At 66.2% G+C, this 18,071-nt stretch carries 16 protein-coding genes and 1 pseudogene; 11 read left to right on the top strand and 6 right to left on the bottom strand.

Going from position 1 to position 18,071, the window contains the following annotated elements; all coding sequences use genetic code 11:
• Positions 1-141 precede the first annotated feature (141 nt).
• The 8 genes from GGR89_RS22850 (at position 142) to GGR89_RS21475 (ending at position 4,323) form a co-directional block, all read left to right on the top strand.
• Positions 142-585, top strand: a complete 444-nt coding sequence (locus GGR89_RS22850; protein ID WP_241218077.1) for a YncE family protein — start codon at positions 142-144, stop codon at positions 583-585.
• A gap of 4 nt (positions 586-589) precedes the next feature.
• Positions 590-1,474 (top strand): YncE family protein, encoded by an 885-nt coding sequence (locus tag GGR89_RS22495; protein ID WP_241218078.1) that lies wholly within the window; start codon positions 590-592, stop codon positions 1,472-1,474.
• A gap of 15 nt (positions 1,475-1,489) precedes the next feature.
• A complete protein-coding gene (locus GGR89_RS21500; RefSeq protein ID WP_241213541.1) occupies positions 1,490-2,002 on the top strand; it encodes a sigma-70 family RNA polymerase sigma factor in 513 nt (170 codons plus the stop codon).
• Complete coding sequence (locus GGR89_RS21495; protein ID WP_125978050.1) at positions 1,999-2,787, top strand: anti-sigma factor family protein; 789 nt, start codon at positions 1,999-2,001, stop codon at positions 2,785-2,787. Before GGR89_RS21500 ends, GGR89_RS21495 begins: the two co-directional genes overlap by 4 nt.
• A gap of 125 nt (positions 2,788-2,912) precedes the next feature.
• A complete protein-coding gene (locus GGR89_RS21490; RefSeq protein ID WP_125978052.1) occupies positions 2,913-3,290 on the top strand; it encodes a COG4315 family predicted lipoprotein in 378 nt (125 codons plus the stop codon).
• Between the two features lie 100 nt (positions 3,291-3,390).
• A complete protein-coding gene (locus tag GGR89_RS21485) occupies positions 3,391-3,645 on the top strand; it encodes a hypothetical protein (protein WP_125978054.1) in 255 nt (84 codons plus the stop codon).
• An 84-nt stretch (positions 3,646-3,729) separates the two neighbouring features.
• Positions 3,730-3,918, top strand: coding sequence for a hypothetical protein (locus GGR89_RS21480; protein WP_125978056.1), 189 nt, complete (start codon positions 3,730-3,732; stop codon positions 3,916-3,918).
• A gap of 192 nt (positions 3,919-4,110) precedes the next feature.
• Entirely contained in the window at positions 4,111-4,323 is a 213-nt protein-coding gene (locus tag GGR89_RS21475) for a hypothetical protein (protein ID WP_125978058.1), read from the top strand.
• Positions 4,324-4,394: 71 nt separating this feature from the next.
• Here the strand turns inward: GGR89_RS21475 and GGR89_RS21470 are convergent.
• The 3 genes and pseudogenes from GGR89_RS21470 to GGR89_RS21460 form a co-directional block, all read right to left on the bottom strand.
• A pseudogene (locus GGR89_RS21470) lies at positions 4,395-4,562 on the bottom strand (transposase); the annotation flags it as partial.
• Between the two features lie 9 nt (positions 4,563-4,571).
• Positions 4,572-5,759 (bottom strand): PepSY-associated TM helix domain-containing protein, encoded by a 1,188-nt coding sequence (locus GGR89_RS21465; protein WP_241213542.1) that lies wholly within the window; start codon positions 5,757-5,759, stop codon positions 4,572-4,574.
• Between the two features lie 2 nt (positions 5,760-5,761).
• A complete protein-coding gene (locus tag GGR89_RS21460; protein WP_245201755.1) occupies positions 5,762-7,876 on the bottom strand; it encodes a TonB-dependent siderophore receptor in 2,115 nt (704 codons plus the stop codon).
• Positions 7,877-8,635: 759 nt separating this feature from the next.
• Here GGR89_RS21460 and GGR89_RS21455 point away from each other — a divergent pair.
• A complete protein-coding gene (locus tag GGR89_RS21455) occupies positions 8,636-10,672 on the top strand; it encodes a S46 family peptidase (RefSeq protein WP_125978062.1) in 2,037 nt (678 codons plus the stop codon).
• A 432-nt stretch (positions 10,673-11,104) separates the two neighbouring features.
• Here GGR89_RS21455 and GGR89_RS21450 read toward each other — a convergent pair whose 3' ends face one another.
• The 3 genes from GGR89_RS21450 to GGR89_RS21440 form a co-directional block, all read right to left on the bottom strand.
• The gene (locus GGR89_RS21450; RefSeq protein ID WP_245201756.1) at positions 11,105-11,959 is read right to left on the bottom strand and encodes an ROK family protein; all 855 of its coding nucleotides are present in this window, start codon (positions 11,957-11,959) and stop codon (positions 11,105-11,107) included.
• A 453-nt stretch (positions 11,960-12,412) separates the two neighbouring features.
• The gene (locus tag GGR89_RS21445) at positions 12,413-13,363 is read right to left on the bottom strand and encodes a glycerophosphodiester phosphodiesterase family protein (protein WP_125978066.1); all 951 of its coding nucleotides are present in this window, start codon (positions 13,361-13,363) and stop codon (positions 12,413-12,415) included.
• 2 nt (positions 13,364-13,365) lie between these two features.
• Positions 13,366-16,119, bottom strand: a complete 2,754-nt coding sequence (locus tag GGR89_RS21440; protein ID WP_125978068.1) for a TonB-dependent receptor — start codon at positions 16,117-16,119, stop codon at positions 13,366-13,368.
• A gap of 318 nt (positions 16,120-16,437) precedes the next feature.
• Here GGR89_RS21440 and GGR89_RS21435 point away from each other — a divergent pair, with 318 nt between their 5' ends.
• Both GGR89_RS21435 and GGR89_RS21430 read left to right on the top strand, forming a co-directional pair.
• Entirely contained in the window at positions 16,438-17,163 is a 726-nt protein-coding gene (locus tag GGR89_RS21435; protein WP_125978070.1) for a glycerophosphodiester phosphodiesterase family protein, read from the top strand.
• Positions 17,160-17,729: a hypothetical protein gene (locus GGR89_RS21430; protein WP_164542725.1), complete on the top strand. Its 570-nt coding sequence runs from the start codon at positions 17,160-17,162 to the stop codon at positions 17,727-17,729. The genes GGR89_RS21435 and GGR89_RS21430 overlap by 4 nt, the downstream gene beginning before the upstream one ends.
• The last annotated feature ends 342 nt before the right edge of the window (positions 17,730-18,071 follow it).

Raw genomic sequence — 18,071 nt, 5'->3', positions numbered from 1 at the left:
AATGATCTGATCCTCGGTAAATCGGCTTCGCCGCATCACTCGTCTCCATCTGACGAGCTAACTTACCAATGGCATGATTTCTGGGGAGCAGGTCATCCGGTTCGTGATCGCTCGCTTTGTTCCACTGAAGCGCAAGGCCAAGTGGGGCCCTTTTCCCAGGATTGCGTCTATGCCGCCGAGCAATTCTCGAACACGGTCTCGGTCACCGATCCGGTCGATGGCAAGCTGCTCGGCGTGATCCGCCTGGGCGATCCCCAGCCCGCCAATTTCAGCCCGCTCTACAAGGGGCAGGTGCTGGTCCACGGGCTCGGCTTCTCGCCCGACGGCCAGACCCTGGCCGTGGTGTCCATCGGCTCGAACGCGGTGACCTTCATCGACACCGCCACCAACAGCGTGAAGCACACCACCTATGTCGGCCGCAGTCCGCACGAAGCATTCTTCACGCCGGACGGCAAGGAAGTGTGGGTGACGGTGCGCGGCGAGGATTACATCGCGGTGCTCGATCCGGCGACCTACCAAGAGACGGCGCGGCTGAAGACGCCGGGCGGGCCGGGCATGACGATCTTCTTGCCCGACGGGAAATAAGGCTATGTCGTTCAATCCCGAACTGGTGGTGTTCGACGTCGCCAGCCACACCATTGTCGGCCGCGTCGCCCAGCCCAGTCCTTTCTGCCCCAACATCGCCGCCACCCCGGACGGCAAGCAGGTCTGGTATACGCTCAAGGACATCGGCAAGACGGTCGTCATCGATGCCAGGCCGCCCTTCGCGACGCCGAAGGTGACCGACACCGGCCCGATCACCAATCACGTCAATTTCGCCACGACAGCCAGCGGCCTTTTTGCGTATGTTACCGTTGGTAGGCGCGGCGAGGTGCAGGTGTTCCGAACGGATAGCTATGAGAAGGTCGCGACCGTCCCCGTGGGGCGACTCCCGCACGGCATCTGGCCGTCGGACGATGGCCGCCGCATTATCGTCGGCCTCGAAAATGACGACGGCCTCGCGATGATCGACACCGCGACCAATACGCTGGTCGGCACCGTGCCGATCGGCCAGGCGCCCCAGGCCATCGCCTATGTCGCCAATGCGGTGCCGCACGGCGACGGACTCCAGAATCTGCAACCGCTGGGCCTTGCCGGCCAGGCCAGCAAGCTGGCGCTGGGCACGGGCGGCACGGCGCTCACCAGCGTCACGCTGTTCGACCAGGGCCTGATCCAGATCCTCCAGGCATCCGCAACCGGGCTCATGCCCAGGCACCCCTATCAGCTTGTCCTCGCAGCACATGCCGACGGCACTGGCGAGGTACAGCCGCTCGCCAGCTTCATGACCAACCCCACGGGCGCGGCGATCGTGAATGCGAGCGGCCCGATCCGGCAGGTGGTGCAGCCGGATGCCCCGTCCGGGCGGCGCTGGCTCGCGATCCGGGAAGGCACCGCCGACGCGCCCGGCGCGAACGTGCAAGTGCAACAGCGCTGAAGCGCGATGCGCGACATGATGCTCCTGATCGAACCGCTGATCCCCCGGCTGCGGCGCTATGCGCGTGTGCTGCTGCGCGACAGCGCTGCGGCAGACGATCTCGTGCAGGACTGTCTCGAACGCGCGATCAGCCGCTGGCATCAACGGCGGGCTGACGGCGATGCCCGGGCCTGGCTGTTCACGATCCTGCACAATCTGGCGATGAACCGCATGCGCCAGACCGCGCGGCGGGGCGCGCACGTGCAGGTGGAAGACGCCAGCCCGGCCGCGGTGGCGCGCGCGCCGGATCAGGAAGCGGGCATTCATCAGCGCGACGTGCTGCAAGCGCTGGATCGCCTGCCCGACGACCAGCGCGCGGTGCTGCTGCTCGTGACGATCGAGGAACTGAGCTATGCCGATGCCGCAAAGGCACTGGGCGTACCGATCGGCACGGTGATGTCGCGGCTGTCCCGCGCGCGGACGCGCCTGCGCGAGGAGATTGCAGGCCGTGATCAGCCCGCCGTTTCCCATTTGAGGAGAGTGAAATGAATGGCGGCCGCCCGATTACCGAGGACGACCTCCAGGGCTATATTGACGATGCGATCGACAGCCGCCGTCGCGCCGAGGTCCAAGCCTATCTTGCCAGCCATCCCGAAGTCGCCGAGCGCATCGCGATCGACCGGGCCCTTCGCGACACGTTGCGCGATGCCCTGGCCCCGATCGCGGACGAACCGGTGCCGGCGGAGCTCAACCTCAGCCGCCTGGTCGATCGTCATCGGCGCCCGCGCCGGGATTGGCGCAGCGGCCCCTGGCAGGTGGCCGCCGCGTTGCTGCTGATGGTCCTGGGCGGCGCGGGCGGCTGGGGCTTGCGTTCCGTGCAGGAGCCGCCGCGCGCCGGCATCGCTGCGCTCGCCCAGGAGGCCACGGAGAGCTATGCAGTCTACGCGCCCGATATGGGCCGGCCGGTGGAGATCAAGGCCGCCGATGCGCCGCAACTGGTCCAATGGGCATCGCGCCGTCTCGAACGGCCGGTGTCGATCCCTGATTTGTCGGGCGCGGGATATAGCTTTATCGGCGGTCGCGTCGTCCCCACGCCGCATGGCCCGGCGGTGCTCTACATGTTCGACAACGGCAAGGGCACGCGGCTGACCTTGCTGGCGCGGAACATGGCGGTCGATCGCGACACGCCGATGAAGCTGGAGACCGAAGGGCACGTCACATCGGTGAGCTGGTCGCGCGACGGGCTGGGGTTCAGCCTGGTCGGGCCGCTCGACCAGGCCCAGATCCATCCCATCGCCGATGTCGCCAGGGCACAGTTCAGCCGGGCGATTTAGCGGGTTCGGCGGGAATAGACGCGGCCGGCTGGGGTCTAACGATCGAGCGCATCACCGATGCGCGCCACCGGCCCGTCCCGCATGGCGGGATGCCACGCCCAAAGAGAACCAACATGTAGTTCCTCATCCTTTGCAGCCTTTCGCTGTTCGCCGTCAGCCCCACCTTCGCCCAGAATCCCCCCGCGATCCACGTCGCCGCGACGGCCAAAGGCCAGACCCTGGTCGATGCGGCAGGCATGACCCTGTACGTGTTCGACAAGGACTCAGCGGACCGCTCCGTCTGCAACGGTGCCTGCGCCGCGAACTGGCCGCCGGTCGTCGCCGCCCCCGGCTTTCCCGCGCATGGTGACTGGTCGATCGTGACGCGCGACGATGGCAGCCGCCAATGGGCCTATCGCGGACATCCGCTCTATCGCTGGGCCAAGGACGCGAAGCCCGGCGACATCACCGGCGACGGCCTGCTGAACGGCGCCTGGCACGTCGCCCTGGCCGACGCGAAATAAATAGGGTCCTGCGGAATAATGGATGCCGGCCGGTGTCTGACAAGCACCGTGCCTGCCACGTAGCGGCCCGGCCGACACAGATCAAAAGGGAGCTTCCATCATGTATTCCTATAGCAACGGCGGGCGCCTTGCCCGCAGCATCCTGTCGTGCGCCCTGCTTGTCGCGGGTTCGACGAGCGCACCGGCCCTCGCCCAGGCTACTTCCGATCCGACCGGGGACTTTATCCCGAGCTTTACCGGCCCGAAGAATGGCGATCTCGACCTGACGCGCATTGAGGCGACCTTTGACGGTGCCAAGTTCCGCCTCGACGCGACGACCGCCGCGGCGATCGGAACCACGCCGACCGGGCTCTAGAGCGTTTTCACCTTGGGCGAAGACGCTCTAGGTTCTCGACTGCCGCATTTTCCGAGTCGTTGACCGTAAACGGTCAACTAGAAAATGCTCTATGTCTGGGGATTGAATCGCGGCAAGGGGACTGCGGGCTTCGCCGCGATCGGCGCCACCAACGTGCTGTTCGATTCGGTGGTGATCGTGAATCCGCGCGCGGGTACGGTGACGCTCCGCGGCCTGATCTCGGGCACCGGCACCACGCTGCCCGCCAGCGCGATCAAGATTTTGGGCAATTAGATAAGCGCCGAAATCCCTGCAAACTTGCTGACGCCGCAGTAGCTTGAACAGGCCAAGTTCCTCGTCAATCGGTGGCCGCGCAGCACCAATGGCGGCAACGAGACGATTCCCGACTTCAGACCTGACAATGCGAGTACGCGGCTGGTCCTCGCCTTCCCGAGGTCGGTGGAAACCTCCGTCCAGACCGAAGGCGTGTTCGACGATGCCAGCGACCCGTTCGCGCGCATCCAGCACCGGCTCGCCGCGCAGCGTCGCGGCGGTGGCGGGAACATCGGAGGCTTTCTCGATCTGGGCGCGCGGTTCGACACGCGCGGCATCGGCGATTCGCTCGCGCGCGATGCCGTCAATCGCGTAACGGCCGGGGCATCGATGTTGCACTGGGTCGCGATGCGGTCATCGGCCTAGCTGTTTGGTCCCACAGTCTGGTGTAGCTTGGGCGGCGTAGCCGCTTTGATCTCCGGTCAGTCCAGGGTCGATCACGCCGGCAAGGACGACAACGTGACGAGGGGATCATCGCTCAATTGCGAGACGCTTTCCAGTGTCATGTAGCGGCCCCGCTGAACGGCCCACTCGTCGTTCTGCTCGATCAGCAAGGCGCCGACGAGACGGGTAATGGCATCCTCGTTGGGGAAGATGCCGACGACGCCGGCCGGTCAACTCGCTCCAGCAATCGCGCCGGGAGTAAGCACAAGCGCCAACACCACCAGTCCGACGGCGAGATAGCCCCATGCGCCCATGCCCGACCAGGCGATCCGGCCGACGCCGCATCTCGCCGGATCGGCCTTCGACAGCCGCTTCGCGTAGATAATCGTGCCGGTCACGGACAGGCCCGTCAGAATCAGGCCGAACAGGAACCAGAGGATCTTGGTCGGCATCCCACCAAAGGTCCCGAAGTGAAGGGGATCCGCCATTTCCGAGATCCGCTGGTGTGCATTTAAGTTGCGTCCGTCGAGAGATGCCAGGATTTTGCCCGTTGCGGCGTCAATCGCGATGCCATTGGCACGATCACGTACCAGCCACGCACGATCCTGCCCGAGCAGAATGACGCCATTTCGCTTCGTAAACCGGATCTCGCGGATCTTGAGCGATGGACGGGCTTGGGCAGCCATCGATACCAAGCGGTCTAGCGCAGCGCCGGTCGGAATCGAGACGACGGCTTCGGACGTTGGCAGTTCCGGCACGGCAGCATTTCCGCCCAGGCTTTCGACCAAGTACCAGAGACCGGTAACGGCGATCAGCGTGACGAACCAGAGGCTCCATAGTCCACCCAACCGATGCACGTCGCCGGTCACCCGGCGAAGATCGCCGCCGCGCGGCATCCGGAAGAAGCCCCGCCACCACTTCTTGTAGGTCACCAGCCCGGTGATGAGGGAGGCGAGAAGCAGCAGCGCCAGTGTCGTTACGATCGGTATGCCGATGCGGGTCGGCAGCATGAGGTGGCGATGCACCTGCCGGAGGAACCGATGAACATTGGCCCAGCCACGCGTTCCCGCCACCCTGCCGCTCCAGGGATCGAGATACACCCGCCGCGGCGCACCGCCTCCCATGTCGACCCACGCCTCCGCCGTGAACCATGGATCGATGGGGGCGTACAGCGTCTGCAGCCTGCCCTTGGGCTCGGCGCGGACGGCCGCGGCAGCGAGCGTGCCCCAGCTGACCTTCGGACCCGACTGCGGCGTCGCCCGCATAGCAGGCGTCACGAGCCAGTCGATCTCGTGCGCGAACACGGCCAGCGTGCCGGTGGCGAGGACAAAGGTCATGAAGATCGCCAGCTTCAGCCCTGCCCAGCTATGCACCCGCCACCATAGCGACCGCTGCTTCGCCTTGCCCTGCGCCGCCACGATCAGAAACGAAGGCGCAGTTCGGTGAGGAAGGTGCGCGGCTCGCCAGGGAAATGGCCGCTCTGCGCCGAGAAGCCCGACGCGGCATAGACCGTGTCGAACAGATTATCGACGCGCAGCAGCAGTTCCGCGAACCCCAGCCCCTTGGTGATCGAAGCGTCGAACACAGTATAGGGCTTCACCGTCTGGCCCGAGAGGCTGATCCGGCGGGAGACATGCTCGCCGCCAAAAGCGAACGCAGCCCTGATCGCGGGCACCTGATAGCGCGTCCAGAATCCCAACTGGTGCTTGGGCGCGTTGGCGAAACGGTCCCCCACCGCGTTCGTGATCGCCTGGCCAGGCACGGTGCCGGTGATCCTGGTGTCGTTGTAGCCGTAATTGGCCAGCAACACCCAGTTGGGGGTGAGATCGGTGGTGAGGTCGAACTCGAACCCCTTGCTCGTCACCTCGCCGATCGGCGCGAGCGGGTCGACGCCGTTGACGGGCGAGCGCGTGGGATCCACCTGCAGGATGTTCTTGCGAAGAATGCGGTAGGCGGCCGCATTCGCCTGCAGCCTGCCTCCGAACAATTGCGTCTTCACGCCGCCTTCCAGCTGATTGCCGGTGATCGGCGCGAACGGCCCGCCGGCGTCGCGATTCTGGTCGGCTGCCGCCTGCGGCTCGAAGCTTTGCGACCAGCTGGCGTATAGCGAAACGTCCCTGCGCGGTTTGAAGACCGCGCCCCCACGGAACGTCACATCGTTGTCGGCATAGCGCGATCGTCCCGACACGGTGGCGCCGGTGCTCGTCGTCACGCCGTCTTCGAACTTGTCGTAGCGCACGCCCGCCACGAGGAGCAGCGCATCGGTGATGCTGATCTGGTCCTGCAGATAGGCGCCTTTGCGCCTGCTGCGCGTCTCGGTGACCGTGAAGGGCAGCGATGCCGCTCGGGCCGCGTCCCCGGCCCCGGAGCCATAGACCGGGTTGCTGAGGCTGAGCGAGGTTACGCCCGCGCGCAGGATACGCGAGCGCAGGATGCTCGTCTCACGGTACCAGTCCCCCCCCGCCTGAAACTTGTGCTCCATGCCCAGCAGGTCGACCCGCGCGGTCAGATTGGCCATGAAGGACAAGCCGTCGACGGGGCGGATCTGGTCGCGAAACTCGCGGCGCACCAGGTCCGGGTTGGCCGGATCAAGCCCCCGCGGCTCATGATATTGCTGCGTCTCGGTCGCCTTGAAATAGCGGACACCTGCGTCGAACGTCACCCGGTCGCCGATCGCCGTTGCATAGCGTGCCTGATACGCTTCCGAGCGCAAGCGGAGGAAATCGGTCTTCTCGTTGGCGTTCCAGCGGATGCTGGTCAGGAAGTTGCCGCGATCATCGACCAGCACCCCGCGCAGCCGATTTGCCTGATAGGTGCTGTCGTAGAGCGTCGCCTGCAGGGTCAGCTTGCCGCCCTCGTTCGTCTTGATCGCAATGCCCGCGTCACCGATGCGCGACTTGTTCTGGGTGTTGCGGCGATAGGGATCCATCGATTCATAGAAGCCGCCCAGCCGATAGGTAACGACCCCCTGCCGATCGACGGGTCCGGTCGCCTCGGCCGAAATGCCGATGCGGTCATAGGTGCCGCCGGTGATGACGGCGCGCAGGCCCGTCTTGTCCGACGGAATCTTCGACACATAGTTGATGATGCCGCCCGGCGATCCCGGCCCGAAGAACAGGCCGGCGGGCCCCTTGAGCACCTCCACCCGCTCGATATTGAACAGCTGGGGCACCGAGAAACCGATGAACGGATTGCCCCGCTGGCCGTCGTAGAAGGACTGGTCCTGGCGAAAGCCCCGGAAGGTGACGCCGGCATAGCTGAACGCCGTGACGCCCGAGATATTGCGGTAAATGTCCGTCGCATCCCGCGCGCCCTGGTCCGCGAAGAGGTCCGCGTTGATGACCTGCACCGCCTGGGGGATGTTCATCGGATCTTCCGCCGACTTGCCGACGGTCGTCTGCTCCACCCGGTACAGCCGCTGCGCGCGGCCGGTGACCGTGATCTCGTCTGCTTCGCCCCGCGCCTGCGCCGACTGTTCCTGCGCAAGCGCCGGAGCCGAGACGAACGCAACCGCCGCAGCCAGCGCTGTTTTCAAAGGCAACACTACTACCCCCTATGTGCGAATCAATCGCAACAGCACGTAACGCCCGGCGAAACGTTTGCCAATATTATTGCAATTTGTTCTCGATAGCGATTATTCTTTGAAATCCGGCGTGGGAACCTGCCATCGTGGTCGTAGCTGCCGGATCGTGGAGAGAGGCCATAATTGCGCAACCAGCCGCCCGCGTTACGTAAACAACACAGCAAAAGGGATCGTGTGCTTGAGAATCCTTGCGGCAGCTACCGACGGAGCCCCTTCGCAGGTGCGCTTGGCCAACGCGAAGCTTTCAGGACCTTCGCCCGCCTGGAGCGGAATGCCCATCGCTGCGTAAAGCCATCGCTTCCAACATCATGGCCGGAGCTGAAAAACTATTCCTCAGCCACAGAGACCACTTCCGGCCACCGGGCGATTGAGCGTCTTCACCGAACGGTGGACGGGTATCGCCGGCATCGTGATGTCGCCGTCGCCGATCGACAGGCGGCGCACGAGACGCTTAGAGACCGTTTGGAAATTCGCGAAAGAGCGAATTTCAAGGACTCCTAGACCCGCTGGAACCCAGAGCCTTCAAAGTGAGCCGGTCTGCGGGGGCTCTCGCCCTTGCCGCCCGCCTTTGCAGGTGCCACCCCGCCGGGACCGAGGCGCTACCGCGACACTGGCACGTTCACGATCGGCAGCGGCAGACAACAATGATACATTGTATCATTCGCGGTAGCCCGCTAGAGTCCACGCTCGACCAACAACATTGGACCCCGCATGCGCGCCTGTCGTCTTCTCGCCCTCCTCGCCACCTCGATGCTGGCCAGCCCGGCCCATGCCGACGAGGGCATGTGGACCTTCGACAATTTCCCCGCCGCCAAGGTGAAGGCGGCCTATGGGGTGACCATCGACCAGGCCTGGCTGGACAAGGTACGCGGCGCAGCCGTGCGCCTGTCGGGCGGCTGCTCGGCTTCGGTGGTGGGCGCGCGCGGGCTGGTGCTGACCAACAATCACTGCGTCGCCGAATGCGCGCAGGATCTCTCCTCCAAGGGCAACGACCTCTACATCCAGGGCATCGTCACCGCCCGTCCGGAGGAGGAGCGCAAATGCCCCGGCATGCAGGGTGAAATCCTCGAAGGCATCACCGACGTGACCGCGCAGGTGCGCAAGGCGGGCGACGGTCTGGCCGGCGCCGCGCTGATCCAGGCGCGCACCGCGGCGATCGGCGCGATCGAGGTGCAGGGCTGCGCCCAATCGCCGGCGACCTTGCGCTGCCAGGTGGTCGATCTCTACCACGGCGGGCAGTTCAAGCTGTATCGGTACCGCAAATATGCCGATGTCCGGTTGGTCTTCTCGCCCGGCGTGCCGACCGCGTTCTTCGGCGGCGACCCGGACAATTTCAACTTCCCCCGCTATGCACTCGATGCCGCATTCGTGCGGCTCTACGCAGAGGGCAAGCCGGTCGAGACCCCGCAGCATCTGCGCTGGAACCCTGCTGCGCCCAAGGCGGGCGAGCCGGTGTTCGTCGCCGGCAATCCGGGTGGCACCGATCGCCAGCTGACCGTCGCCCAGCTGGAGCGCCAGCGGGACCGCACGCTGCCGCTCACCCTGCTGCGCATGGCCGAACTGCGCGGCAGGCTGATCCAGTTCGGCACCGAATCCGACGAGCATCGCCGTCTCGCCCAAGATCTGCTGTTCGGGATCGAGAATGGCTACAAGGTCTATTTCGGCCGGCTCTTCGCGCTGAACGACGCGGCCTTCCTGGCCGAGAAGCGCACCCAGGAGGCGGCGCTGCGCACCAAGGCGGGCATCGGCAATGCCCCCTGGCAGCAGATCGCCGGAGCGCAGGCGCAGGCGGAAACGCTCTATCTCGACTATAGCTACATCGCCGGCGGCCCGATCGGATCGCCGCTGTTCGGCTATGCTAGGGCGCTCGTCCGCGCCGGCACGGAACGCGTCAAGCCCGCGGCGCAACGCCTGCCCGGCTTCGCCGACTCGCAGCTGCCGCTGCTGGAAAAGCAGATCCTGGACGCGGCCCCCGTTTCGCCGGAACTGGAACAGCTGACCCTTACCTTCTGGCTCTCCAAGGCGCGCGAATATCTCGGCAGCGACGGCGTCGGCACCCGGCTGCTGCTCGGCAAGGACAGCCCGGAGACGCTGGGCGCGGCGCTATCCCGCTCGCGGCTCGGCGACCCGGCCTATCGCAAGCAGCTGTGGGAGGGCGGCGCAGCGGCGATCGCGGCGTCGGACGATCCGCTGATCGTCTTTGCCCGCCGCATCGATCCCGAGGCCCGCCGGCTCCAGGCAGCGTGGAACGAGAGGGTGACCGGCCCCACGGTCGCGGCGAGCGAGCAGATCGCCCAGGCGCGCTTCACCGCGTTTGGCGACAGCCTCTATCCCGATGCAACCTTCACGCTGCGGCTCTCCTACGGGAAGATCGCCGGATGGAACGAGCGCGGCAATGCAGTGCCGCCCTTCACGACCTTCGCCGGGCTCTACGCGCGCGCGACCGGCCAGGAACCGTTCAAGCTCGATCCGCGCTGGCTAGCGGCGAAGGATCGACTGAACCCGGACACCATCTTCAACATCAGCGCCACCAACGACATCATCGGCGGCAATTCAGGCTCGCCGCTGATCAACGCCAAGGCCGAAGTGATCGGCGCGGTGTTCGACGGTAACATCCACAGCCTCGGCGGGAACTATGGCTATGATCCCGCCACCAACCGGGCGATCTCGGTATCGGCGGCAGCGGTGAGCGAAGCCCTGCGCAAGGTGTATGGCGCAACCGCACTGGCCGACGAGCTTGGTAAATAAGCTGGCTGGGGAGCGTCTTCGCTCCCCAGCCATCACCTGAATCGGTCGCCGTCAAACAGCCAGACGCCGCTATCCGACGCTCAGGATGCCGCTGACACACGATGGTCATCGACCCGCAGCGCACCTCCCGGCTTGTTTGGCAGCAACGGCCATAGCCGCTCCCACTGCTCGTCGCTCCGCCAGAACTTTCCCGGCAATCCACCCTCCACGCCAACGTGCAGGGTGAATTCCGTCTCTCGCGCTAAGGGAATCCCGTTTATGGATCCCAGCAGCCTCCCGCACGGCATGCGCAGGTCGCATGCCGATGTGATCAACCCCGATCCGCTTGCCTTCGTCCGGAAGTGACGCGGGCGGCCCGATACAGGCGGTGGGTGGCGCGACGTGCCGTCCTCCGCTGCCAGATCTGCATCCTCAAGTGCCGGGACCAACCACCTAACCCTGCTCCAGGAAGAACGCCTTGCGCAGCGGCAACATCGCAGCGCCGATGCCGACGGCGTCCCCGGGCACTTCCGTCGGGACAACGGCCGGCAAGGGAAACGGCATGTCGTTGCGCATCGGCGTGGCGGGCAGGATGGTCTCGCGCGCCAGCGCTGCGGCGATCGGGGCGGGAAGGCGGCCGCCGATCACCACCTTTTCCGATGCGACCATATGGCCCAGCAAGAAGGCCAGCTGGCCGATCGACTTCGCTGCCTCGCGCACCCATTGCGCGACCCCGGGGGTGTCCAGGCACACCCGCCGCACCATCGCTTCCACGCCCTCGTCGGGACCACCCGCCGCGCGGACCGAGGCGTGCAGCGTATCCAGGCTCGGATACAGGCCGCCGAGAAGCCACAACACACCCCCAAAGTCGCCGGCATTCCCCAACCGCCCCTGCACGACCCGACCGTCGACCGTAAGGCCCCCGCCAAAGCCGTTGGTGAGGTGGCAATATCCGAAATTCCTGCACGTGCGGCCGACACCCACCAACCCTTCGGCGACGGTTGCGGCGGTTCCGTCATTCTCGCTCAGCATCGGCAAGGTCAGCGCGGCCCCGAGCGCCGCCGCGACGTCCAGGCTCGCCCAACCGGCGAGTTGGGTCGGCGGATTGAACCGCGACGGCTCGCCCGGCACGAGAAAGCCCGAAACCCCGGCGCCGGCGCCGATGATGCGCGCCGGGTCGATTCCCGCCTCGGCGATCAGTGCCGTCTTGAGCGTCCGCAATGCCTCGAGCACCGAAACGGGTGCCATGTCGGACAGGCCGATCGTGCGCGCGCCGCGGACCTTGCCGGCAAGGTCGAGGATCGTCATTCCCACCGCGTCGCCCACCAGCGTAACGCCGATGGCAAAGGCATAGTCGGGCGCGAGCGTCACCTGGACGCTGGGATGCCCGCGCACCCCCGGCGTGCGCTCGCTCAGCGCGACGATGCCCGCGGCGTGGAATGTACCGACCAGACGGGCGACACTGGGTTGCGACAGATCGAGCACCTGGCTGAGCGACGCCTGGCTGGCCCCGCCAGTACGCAACAGATGATCGAGGACGGCCCGCCCGCCGCTGCTAATGCTGGGCACCCAATCCGGTGCACGGAACGAGGAAACAGACGAGGGCAACGGGGTTTCTCCCTTGAGCGACGGCACGACCGAAGCGCATCGCATACCGGGCGGATACTATTCAATAAACCGCCACGTGCATGCCGCGCGCCGCACGGGCGATCGACGGTGGGCGACGGAACGGATGACGAGCATCGTCGCCCACGCGGCCACCTAGGTCTTCGCCCGGGACAGGGAGGCGCGAAACGCCAGCAGCGCCTCGGGTTCGTCCGTCTGAAACACGGTCACGCCGTCCGCCAGCAGCCGGCCCCAGACCGCCGCCGGATCACGCAGCGCGTCGAGATCGCTATAGGCGCCCTCCACGAAGCCCTCGAAGATGGTGTTGACGAGCAGCCTCAGCCGATGGCGCCGGGCGAGCGCGGCGACGGACGACAATTGCTCCGCGCGCAGGCGCGGCAATTCGGCGCCGATGGGCCGCTTGCCGTCCAGCTGCCGGGCGAGCACCGCGGCCAGGTCCGCCTTGCCCTCGACATTGAGCAGGATCGGCATGAACGCCACCCGGTCATAGGGCGTCAGCCCGGCGAGCGGCGGCGTGGCGATCCCGGCCTCGGTCTTGATGAACACCCGGTCCTGCGCCCCTGCCCGCACGACCGCTTCGATCACCTCGGGATAGATCGCCGCCTTGATGTCGAGATTGAGCAGGATCCGCCCGCGCGCCGCCGCCAGCATCTCGTCCAGCGTGACGATATGTTCGTCGGTGAGCGGCGCTGCGGCACCGCCCAGATTCTGCCGCAGCCGCAACGCCCGGAGCTGCGCCAGGCTCAGCGTTGCCACCCGACCGGTGCCGTTGGTGGTGCGATCCACGCTGTCGTCATGGATCATCACGAGATGGCCGTCCGCCGTGCGCAGCACGTCGGTTTCCATCACGTCGGCGCCGATCGTCACGCAATGCTCAAGCGCCAGCAGCGAGTTTTCGGGCGCCGGCCCCAGACCATGCCGCGGCGCGGGATTGTGGCAGCCGCGATGCGCGACGACGATCACGCCGTCCGGATCGGCGAAGCGCACCTGGACGCCGGGCACCGCTTCCCGCGGTGCGGCGGGCACCGGGAAGGCGGGCAGCACAAGCGCGAGGGCCAGGACACCCTGGCGAAGGAACGACGCCATCCTCAGAACTTCGGGGTCAGGCGGATGCCGACCCAGAAGGTGGTGGGCACCGAATAGCTGTCCTTCAGCAGGTTCTTTCCCGGGCCGGTGACGCTGGTGATCCGCGCATGGGTGACGTTGCTCACCTGCCCGAACAGGCTGATCCCCGATCGCACCGCATAGCTGGCGGAAAGGTCGACCTGGTCGCGCGCCGCCCAATAAAGGTCCTGCCAAGCCACGTCGTTGACGATCGCCCGGAGCGCCTTGCCTTGCCGGTTATAGGCCGCCCGCAGCTCGATCCCGCCGCCATTGTAGAACAGGGTGCCGTTCAGCGTATAGTCGGGCTGGCCGACCAGCCGGTCGATCGCGCGCTGGCCGCCGGCGCTCAGCGGCACGGTGATCCGCCCGTCGAGATAGGCGGCGTTCACGCTGGCGCCGAAGCCTTCGAGCAGCGTGCCGGGCGCACCGAACGAATTGATCACCGCGTTGAACTCGGCGCCGCGAATGCGGGCATCCGCGGCGTTGACCGGACGGCTGACCAGCGCGTTGACATAGGTGACGCCCGACGCCGGATCGGTGAAGCCGGGGCTCGAAAGGGTGAAGATCTCGTCGTCGATCTGCTTGTTGAACAGGGCGACCGAGACCATGCCGCCGCGGGCCCCGCCGAAGCGCCAGTCGGCGGCGAGGTCGAGATTGGTCGACTTGCGAGGGCGAATGTCCGGGTTGCCGATGGTAACGGTGACACCGGTCGCGTTGGGATTGCCGGCATCGGACGCGTTGACGAAGTTGATCGCGCTGCGCGCCGCATAGGCGTCATAAGGCGGGCGGCCGATCGTGCGGCTGGCGCCCGCGCGCAGGTCGATCGCCGGGGTGGCGTGCCAGGTCAGCAGCGCGCTCGGCAGCAGATAGTCATAGTCCGACCGGGTCGGGATGTCCTGGAACACCCCGGCGCGGCGGATGCGGCCGGTGGTCGCCTGCTTGGTGCTGTCGAAATGCACGCCGGCCTGCGCGTCGATCGCCTCGCTGGCATAGCGCACCAGGCCATAGGCACCGAAGATCTTCTCGCTGTGGCGGAAATCGTCCTGGTTGTTGAAGCCGCTCTGGTCGGGCATGTTGAACATCGACTTGGGCAGCGCCGAAAGGATCGCGTTGGCGCGGCGCGGATCGATCGTGATCAGGTTCAGCCCGTCCGAATAGCGAAGCGGCGCCCCCTGCGGCCCGAGCACGTCGGCGACGCCAAGGCGCGGCGCGCTGGTGTTCGGGGCATATTCGGTGCGATCGACATTATAGGTCGGGCGGTCGTCGGTATAGCTGGCGCCCGTCTCGAAACCGATGCCCTGCTCGCCCGGGCGGAAGCTATAGTCGATCCGCCCCGTCCAGATCTTGTCGTCGGCATAGCGCTTATAGTCGGGACGCCAGTAGAACAGGCTGTAAGCGCTGTAATCGTAGAAGGCCGATCGCGCGACGGGGAAGCGGAAGTTGAACGCGCTGGTATCGTAGGTGAAGCCGAGCGCCGGCGAGGTGTTGACGCTGGTGCCACCGCCGCCGGGCGCGGCGCGGCCGACATTGGTGATGTATTTGATCATCGCGATCGGTTCGTCATAAGTGGCGAACGAATAGCCGCCGCGCAGGCTCAGCCGATGCGCGGGCGTCGGCGTGAAGTCGATCCCCGCCTGGGCCATGCGCGTCCGGCTGGTGAGCTGCTGGCTGGCATAGCCGAGCTCAATCGCCCCGGCCGGATAGCTGCCCGACGTCGCGGTCTGGCCGGTGACGGTGCCGCGGTTGCGCGGATCGATCAGCAGCTCGTTGCGCTGCATGTCGTCCTTGAAATAGTAATAGCCGCCGGTCACGAAGCCGTGGACGGCATCGCTCAGCCGCGCCTCGAACTTGGCCGTCACGCCGTAGCGGTCGCGCTTGTCCTGCACGTACCAGTATTTGTCCTGCTGCGGCACCGCATAGCCGTTGCCCAGATTGTTGCCCGACTGGAGCTGACCGGCGGCGTTGTAGAAGCTGTAATGCACCGTGTCGGTGGTCATATGGGTTTCGGTGTAGCTGCTCAGCGTCTGGTAGTTGGCCGAGACGGTGAGGCCCAACTGCTGCTCCGCGCCGAAGGTGAAGCTGCCGGTGCCGACCAGGCGATAGCCGAGGTCCGGCTGGTCATAGGGCTGGCCGTTGTCACTGGCATGGCCGAGCGAGGCTTCGAGGTTGAAGAAGGGCTTGCCGCCATTCTCGAAGGCGCTGCGCGTCTTGAGGTTGATCGCGCCACCGATCGCGTTGGGATCGAGATCGGCGCTGAACGTCTTCACCACCTGAATCTCGCTGATCATCGACGAGGGCAGGATGTCGAGCCGTACGCCGCGGGTGACCGAGCCGAGATTGCCGTTCGGCGTACCCGGCGAGGCGACCAGCAGCCCATCGATGGTGACGTTGTTGTAGCTCGGCCCGAGGCCGCGGATCACCGGCGTCGAGGCTTCGTCGCGCGGATGCTCGTTGTCGATCGCCGGCAGTACCGAGAGACCCGGCACGCGGCGCAGCGCCTCGACGATGGTGGCGTCGGGAAGCGCGCGCACATCGGTGGCGCTCACCACGTCGATGATGTTCGCGGCGGCACGCTTGCTCTCGATCGCGCTCAGATTTGCGCGGCGAATGCCGGTGACGACGATGTCGCCTTGTCCGTCCGGCTGGTCACTTGGCGCGGTTTGCGCATGCGCCTGACAGATCGAGGCCGCGAGCGCCGGTCCGGCGAGCGAGAGGAGCAGTTGCGTACGAATGGACATGAGATCCCCTAACGAATCATTCTCTCGCTATAGTATTCGCCATGTATTACATTTACGCGACGACCTGGACGACGACGCCCGCCCCCCCGCTACGCCGTCTACCGCCCCCTGCAACGAGGGAGGGCTGACACGTCGCGCCAAGCGTCACCGACTTCTTTATTTCATACACTCCGAATACAACTTTTCATGTAGCGCTGAGGAGCGTGATTCCCGGGCGCTACAGCATCGAGTCCCCGGCCTGGCGAAGACCGTAGTTCCGTCCCGCCACGCCGGCACCGGCATCGCTGCGCGTTCGTCACCAAATTCCAAGGAGAAGCCATGACACGCCTGCTTCACGCCGCGCTGGCGCTCGCCGCCGGTCTGTTTCTATGGGCCGGCCCGGCCGCCGCCCAGGGAAACCCCTGCGGCCTCAATCCAGCCAAGATCATCACCGAGATTCGGCACCCGCATAAGAGCGAGCTGACGGTACTCGTCGCCCATCGCGGCCTGCATGCGCAGCTGCACACCGACGCCTTCAGCAGGACGCCCGAAAACTCGCGCGAGTCGCTCGACAATGTTGCGGCAACCTGCTTCGAAGCGGCCGAGATCGACATTCGCCGGACCAGCGACGGCGTGCTCGTCCTCTCGCACGACTTCAAATGGGGGCGGGCAAGCTTCGCGAAATATGTCGACTATGCCGTCAGCAGCTTGCCCGAGCCCAAACCGCATTTCGCCGAGCGCAAGGCGAAACTGGTCGCAGCCTATCGCAAGGAACAGGCGAAGCACGCCGAGAAGCTCAACTGGGCCCGCATCGAGCCCGGGATCATCAAGGCGTTCGGCGGGATCGACCCGCGCGACGCGGCCGCGATCGAGGCCTTCTACCGCACGCCGGCCGGGAAAGCCTGGGCCAAGGCGTCGCCGGCCGTGAAGATCGGCATCGCCGACGCCGTCACGAAGGTCACCAAGGAGATCGCGCCGGACACGTTCGAGGCGACGGAACAGCTGCAGAAGAAGGTCGATGCGATCAAGCTGGACCGGCTGAACCACGCAGGAGGGAAGGAATGATCCTGGAGCGTCCGCTGCGTCTGCGCGCCCGCTTCCCGGCGTCATGGATCGCCGCGGGTTTCGGCATGCTGTCGCTGCCGGGATGCAGTTGCACGCCGAGCGACGACGGAACGGGTATCGTCACGCTCGCCGAAAGCAACGACGAGACGCCGGCCGGGCATGCGAAAGGCATGCCCGGCGCCGGGGAAGCCGCACCGCGCCGGCATGCGCCGCCGATCCCGCCGACACTGGTGCCGATCGCGGGAGCCGAACGCACCGACAAGTGGGTCGGGGCCTGGCGAAGCGATACTGCCGGGATGCTGATCGTCGAAGGCACCGGCGTGGCCGGCAACTACACCGTCACCAGGACGCGCCCCGGGCGCGACGCTGAAATGCGCACCTTCCCGGCGAAGACAAACGGCGCCGGAATCGTCGTCGAGCTCGGCAGTGCGGTTTCCTCCTTGCGCGAAGCATCGCCGGCCGAAGCGCAAGCAAGCAGCGATGCGGCAACGCAATGCATCGTGGACGACGAGCGAAACTATTTCTGCAGGCGCCAGACGGCCGAAGGTCGCGCCGACTCAGGTTGAAGCCGAGAGAAAGCCGTAGAAACACGCGGCCTGCGAAGGAGCGCAGCCGCACCGCCGCTTGATGATGCCCGCGGCGTTCAACGCGCTCAGGGCTCGAAGCTCGACGTTCGCAAGCATGGTGAGCCAGGCTTTCCTGCGATCTCCTTGGCCCACGGATTCGTGGCCGCCTCGCCCAGCCCCAGCGTGCTGGAGGCTCGCGCGCGTGCGGCATTGCCGGCGGCACGCCCCCCGCCCGGCCCTGCCGCTGAAACCTGATGGGGTGGACGCCCCCCGACGGCATCAATGTGCCAGAGTGGAGGTGTTGAAGCACCACTGAGGGAGGCGTCCGTGTCGCAGGTTATC

The organism is Sphingomonas trueperi (assembly GCF_011927635.1).
GTDB classification, from domain to species: Bacteria; Pseudomonadota; Alphaproteobacteria; order Sphingomonadales; family Sphingomonadaceae; genus Sphingomonas; species Sphingomonas trueperi.
Note: the sequence above shows the minus strand (reverse complement) of the source record. Positions and strands in the feature narration are given on the sequence as shown.

Bases quoted from the DNA above. Each gene is read 5' to 3' on its own strand.
- GGR89_RS21480 (WP_125978056.1), top strand. From the start codon at position 3,730: ATGCTCTATGTCTGGGGATTGAATCGCGGCAAGGGGACTGCGGGCTTC.
- GGR89_RS21430 (WP_164542725.1), top strand. From the start codon at position 17,160: ATGATCCTGGAGCGTCCGCTGCGTCTGCGCGCCCGCTTCCCGGCGTCA.
- GGR89_RS21445 (WP_125978066.1), bottom strand. From the start codon at position 13,363: ATGGCGTCGTTCCTTCGCCAGGGTGTCCTGGCCCTCGCGCTTGTGCTG.
- GGR89_RS21440 (WP_125978068.1), bottom strand. From the start codon at position 16,119: ATGTCCATTCGTACGCAACTGCTCCTCTCGCTCGCCGGACCGGCGCTC.
- GGR89_RS22495 (WP_241218078.1), top strand. From the start codon at position 590: ATGTCGTTCAATCCCGAACTGGTGGTGTTCGACGTCGCCAGCCACACC.
- GGR89_RS21495 (WP_125978050.1), top strand. From the start codon at position 1,999: ATGAATGGCGGCCGCCCGATTACCGAGGACGACCTCCAGGGCTATATT.
- GGR89_RS21435 (WP_125978070.1), top strand. From the start codon at position 16,438: ATGACACGCCTGCTTCACGCCGCGCTGGCGCTCGCCGCCGGTCTGTTT.
- GGR89_RS21485 (WP_125978054.1), top strand. From the start codon at position 3,391: ATGTATTCCTATAGCAACGGCGGGCGCCTTGCCCGCAGCATCCTGTCG.
- GGR89_RS21450 (WP_245201756.1), bottom strand. From the start codon at position 11,959: ATGACGATCCTCGACCTTGCCGGCAAGGTCCGCGGCGCGCGCACGATC.
- GGR89_RS21500 (WP_241213541.1), top strand. From the start codon at position 1,490: ATGATGCTCCTGATCGAACCGCTGATCCCCCGGCTGCGGCGCTATGCG.
- GGR89_RS21455 (WP_125978062.1), top strand. From the start codon at position 8,636: ATGCGCGCCTGTCGTCTTCTCGCCCTCCTCGCCACCTCGATGCTGGCC.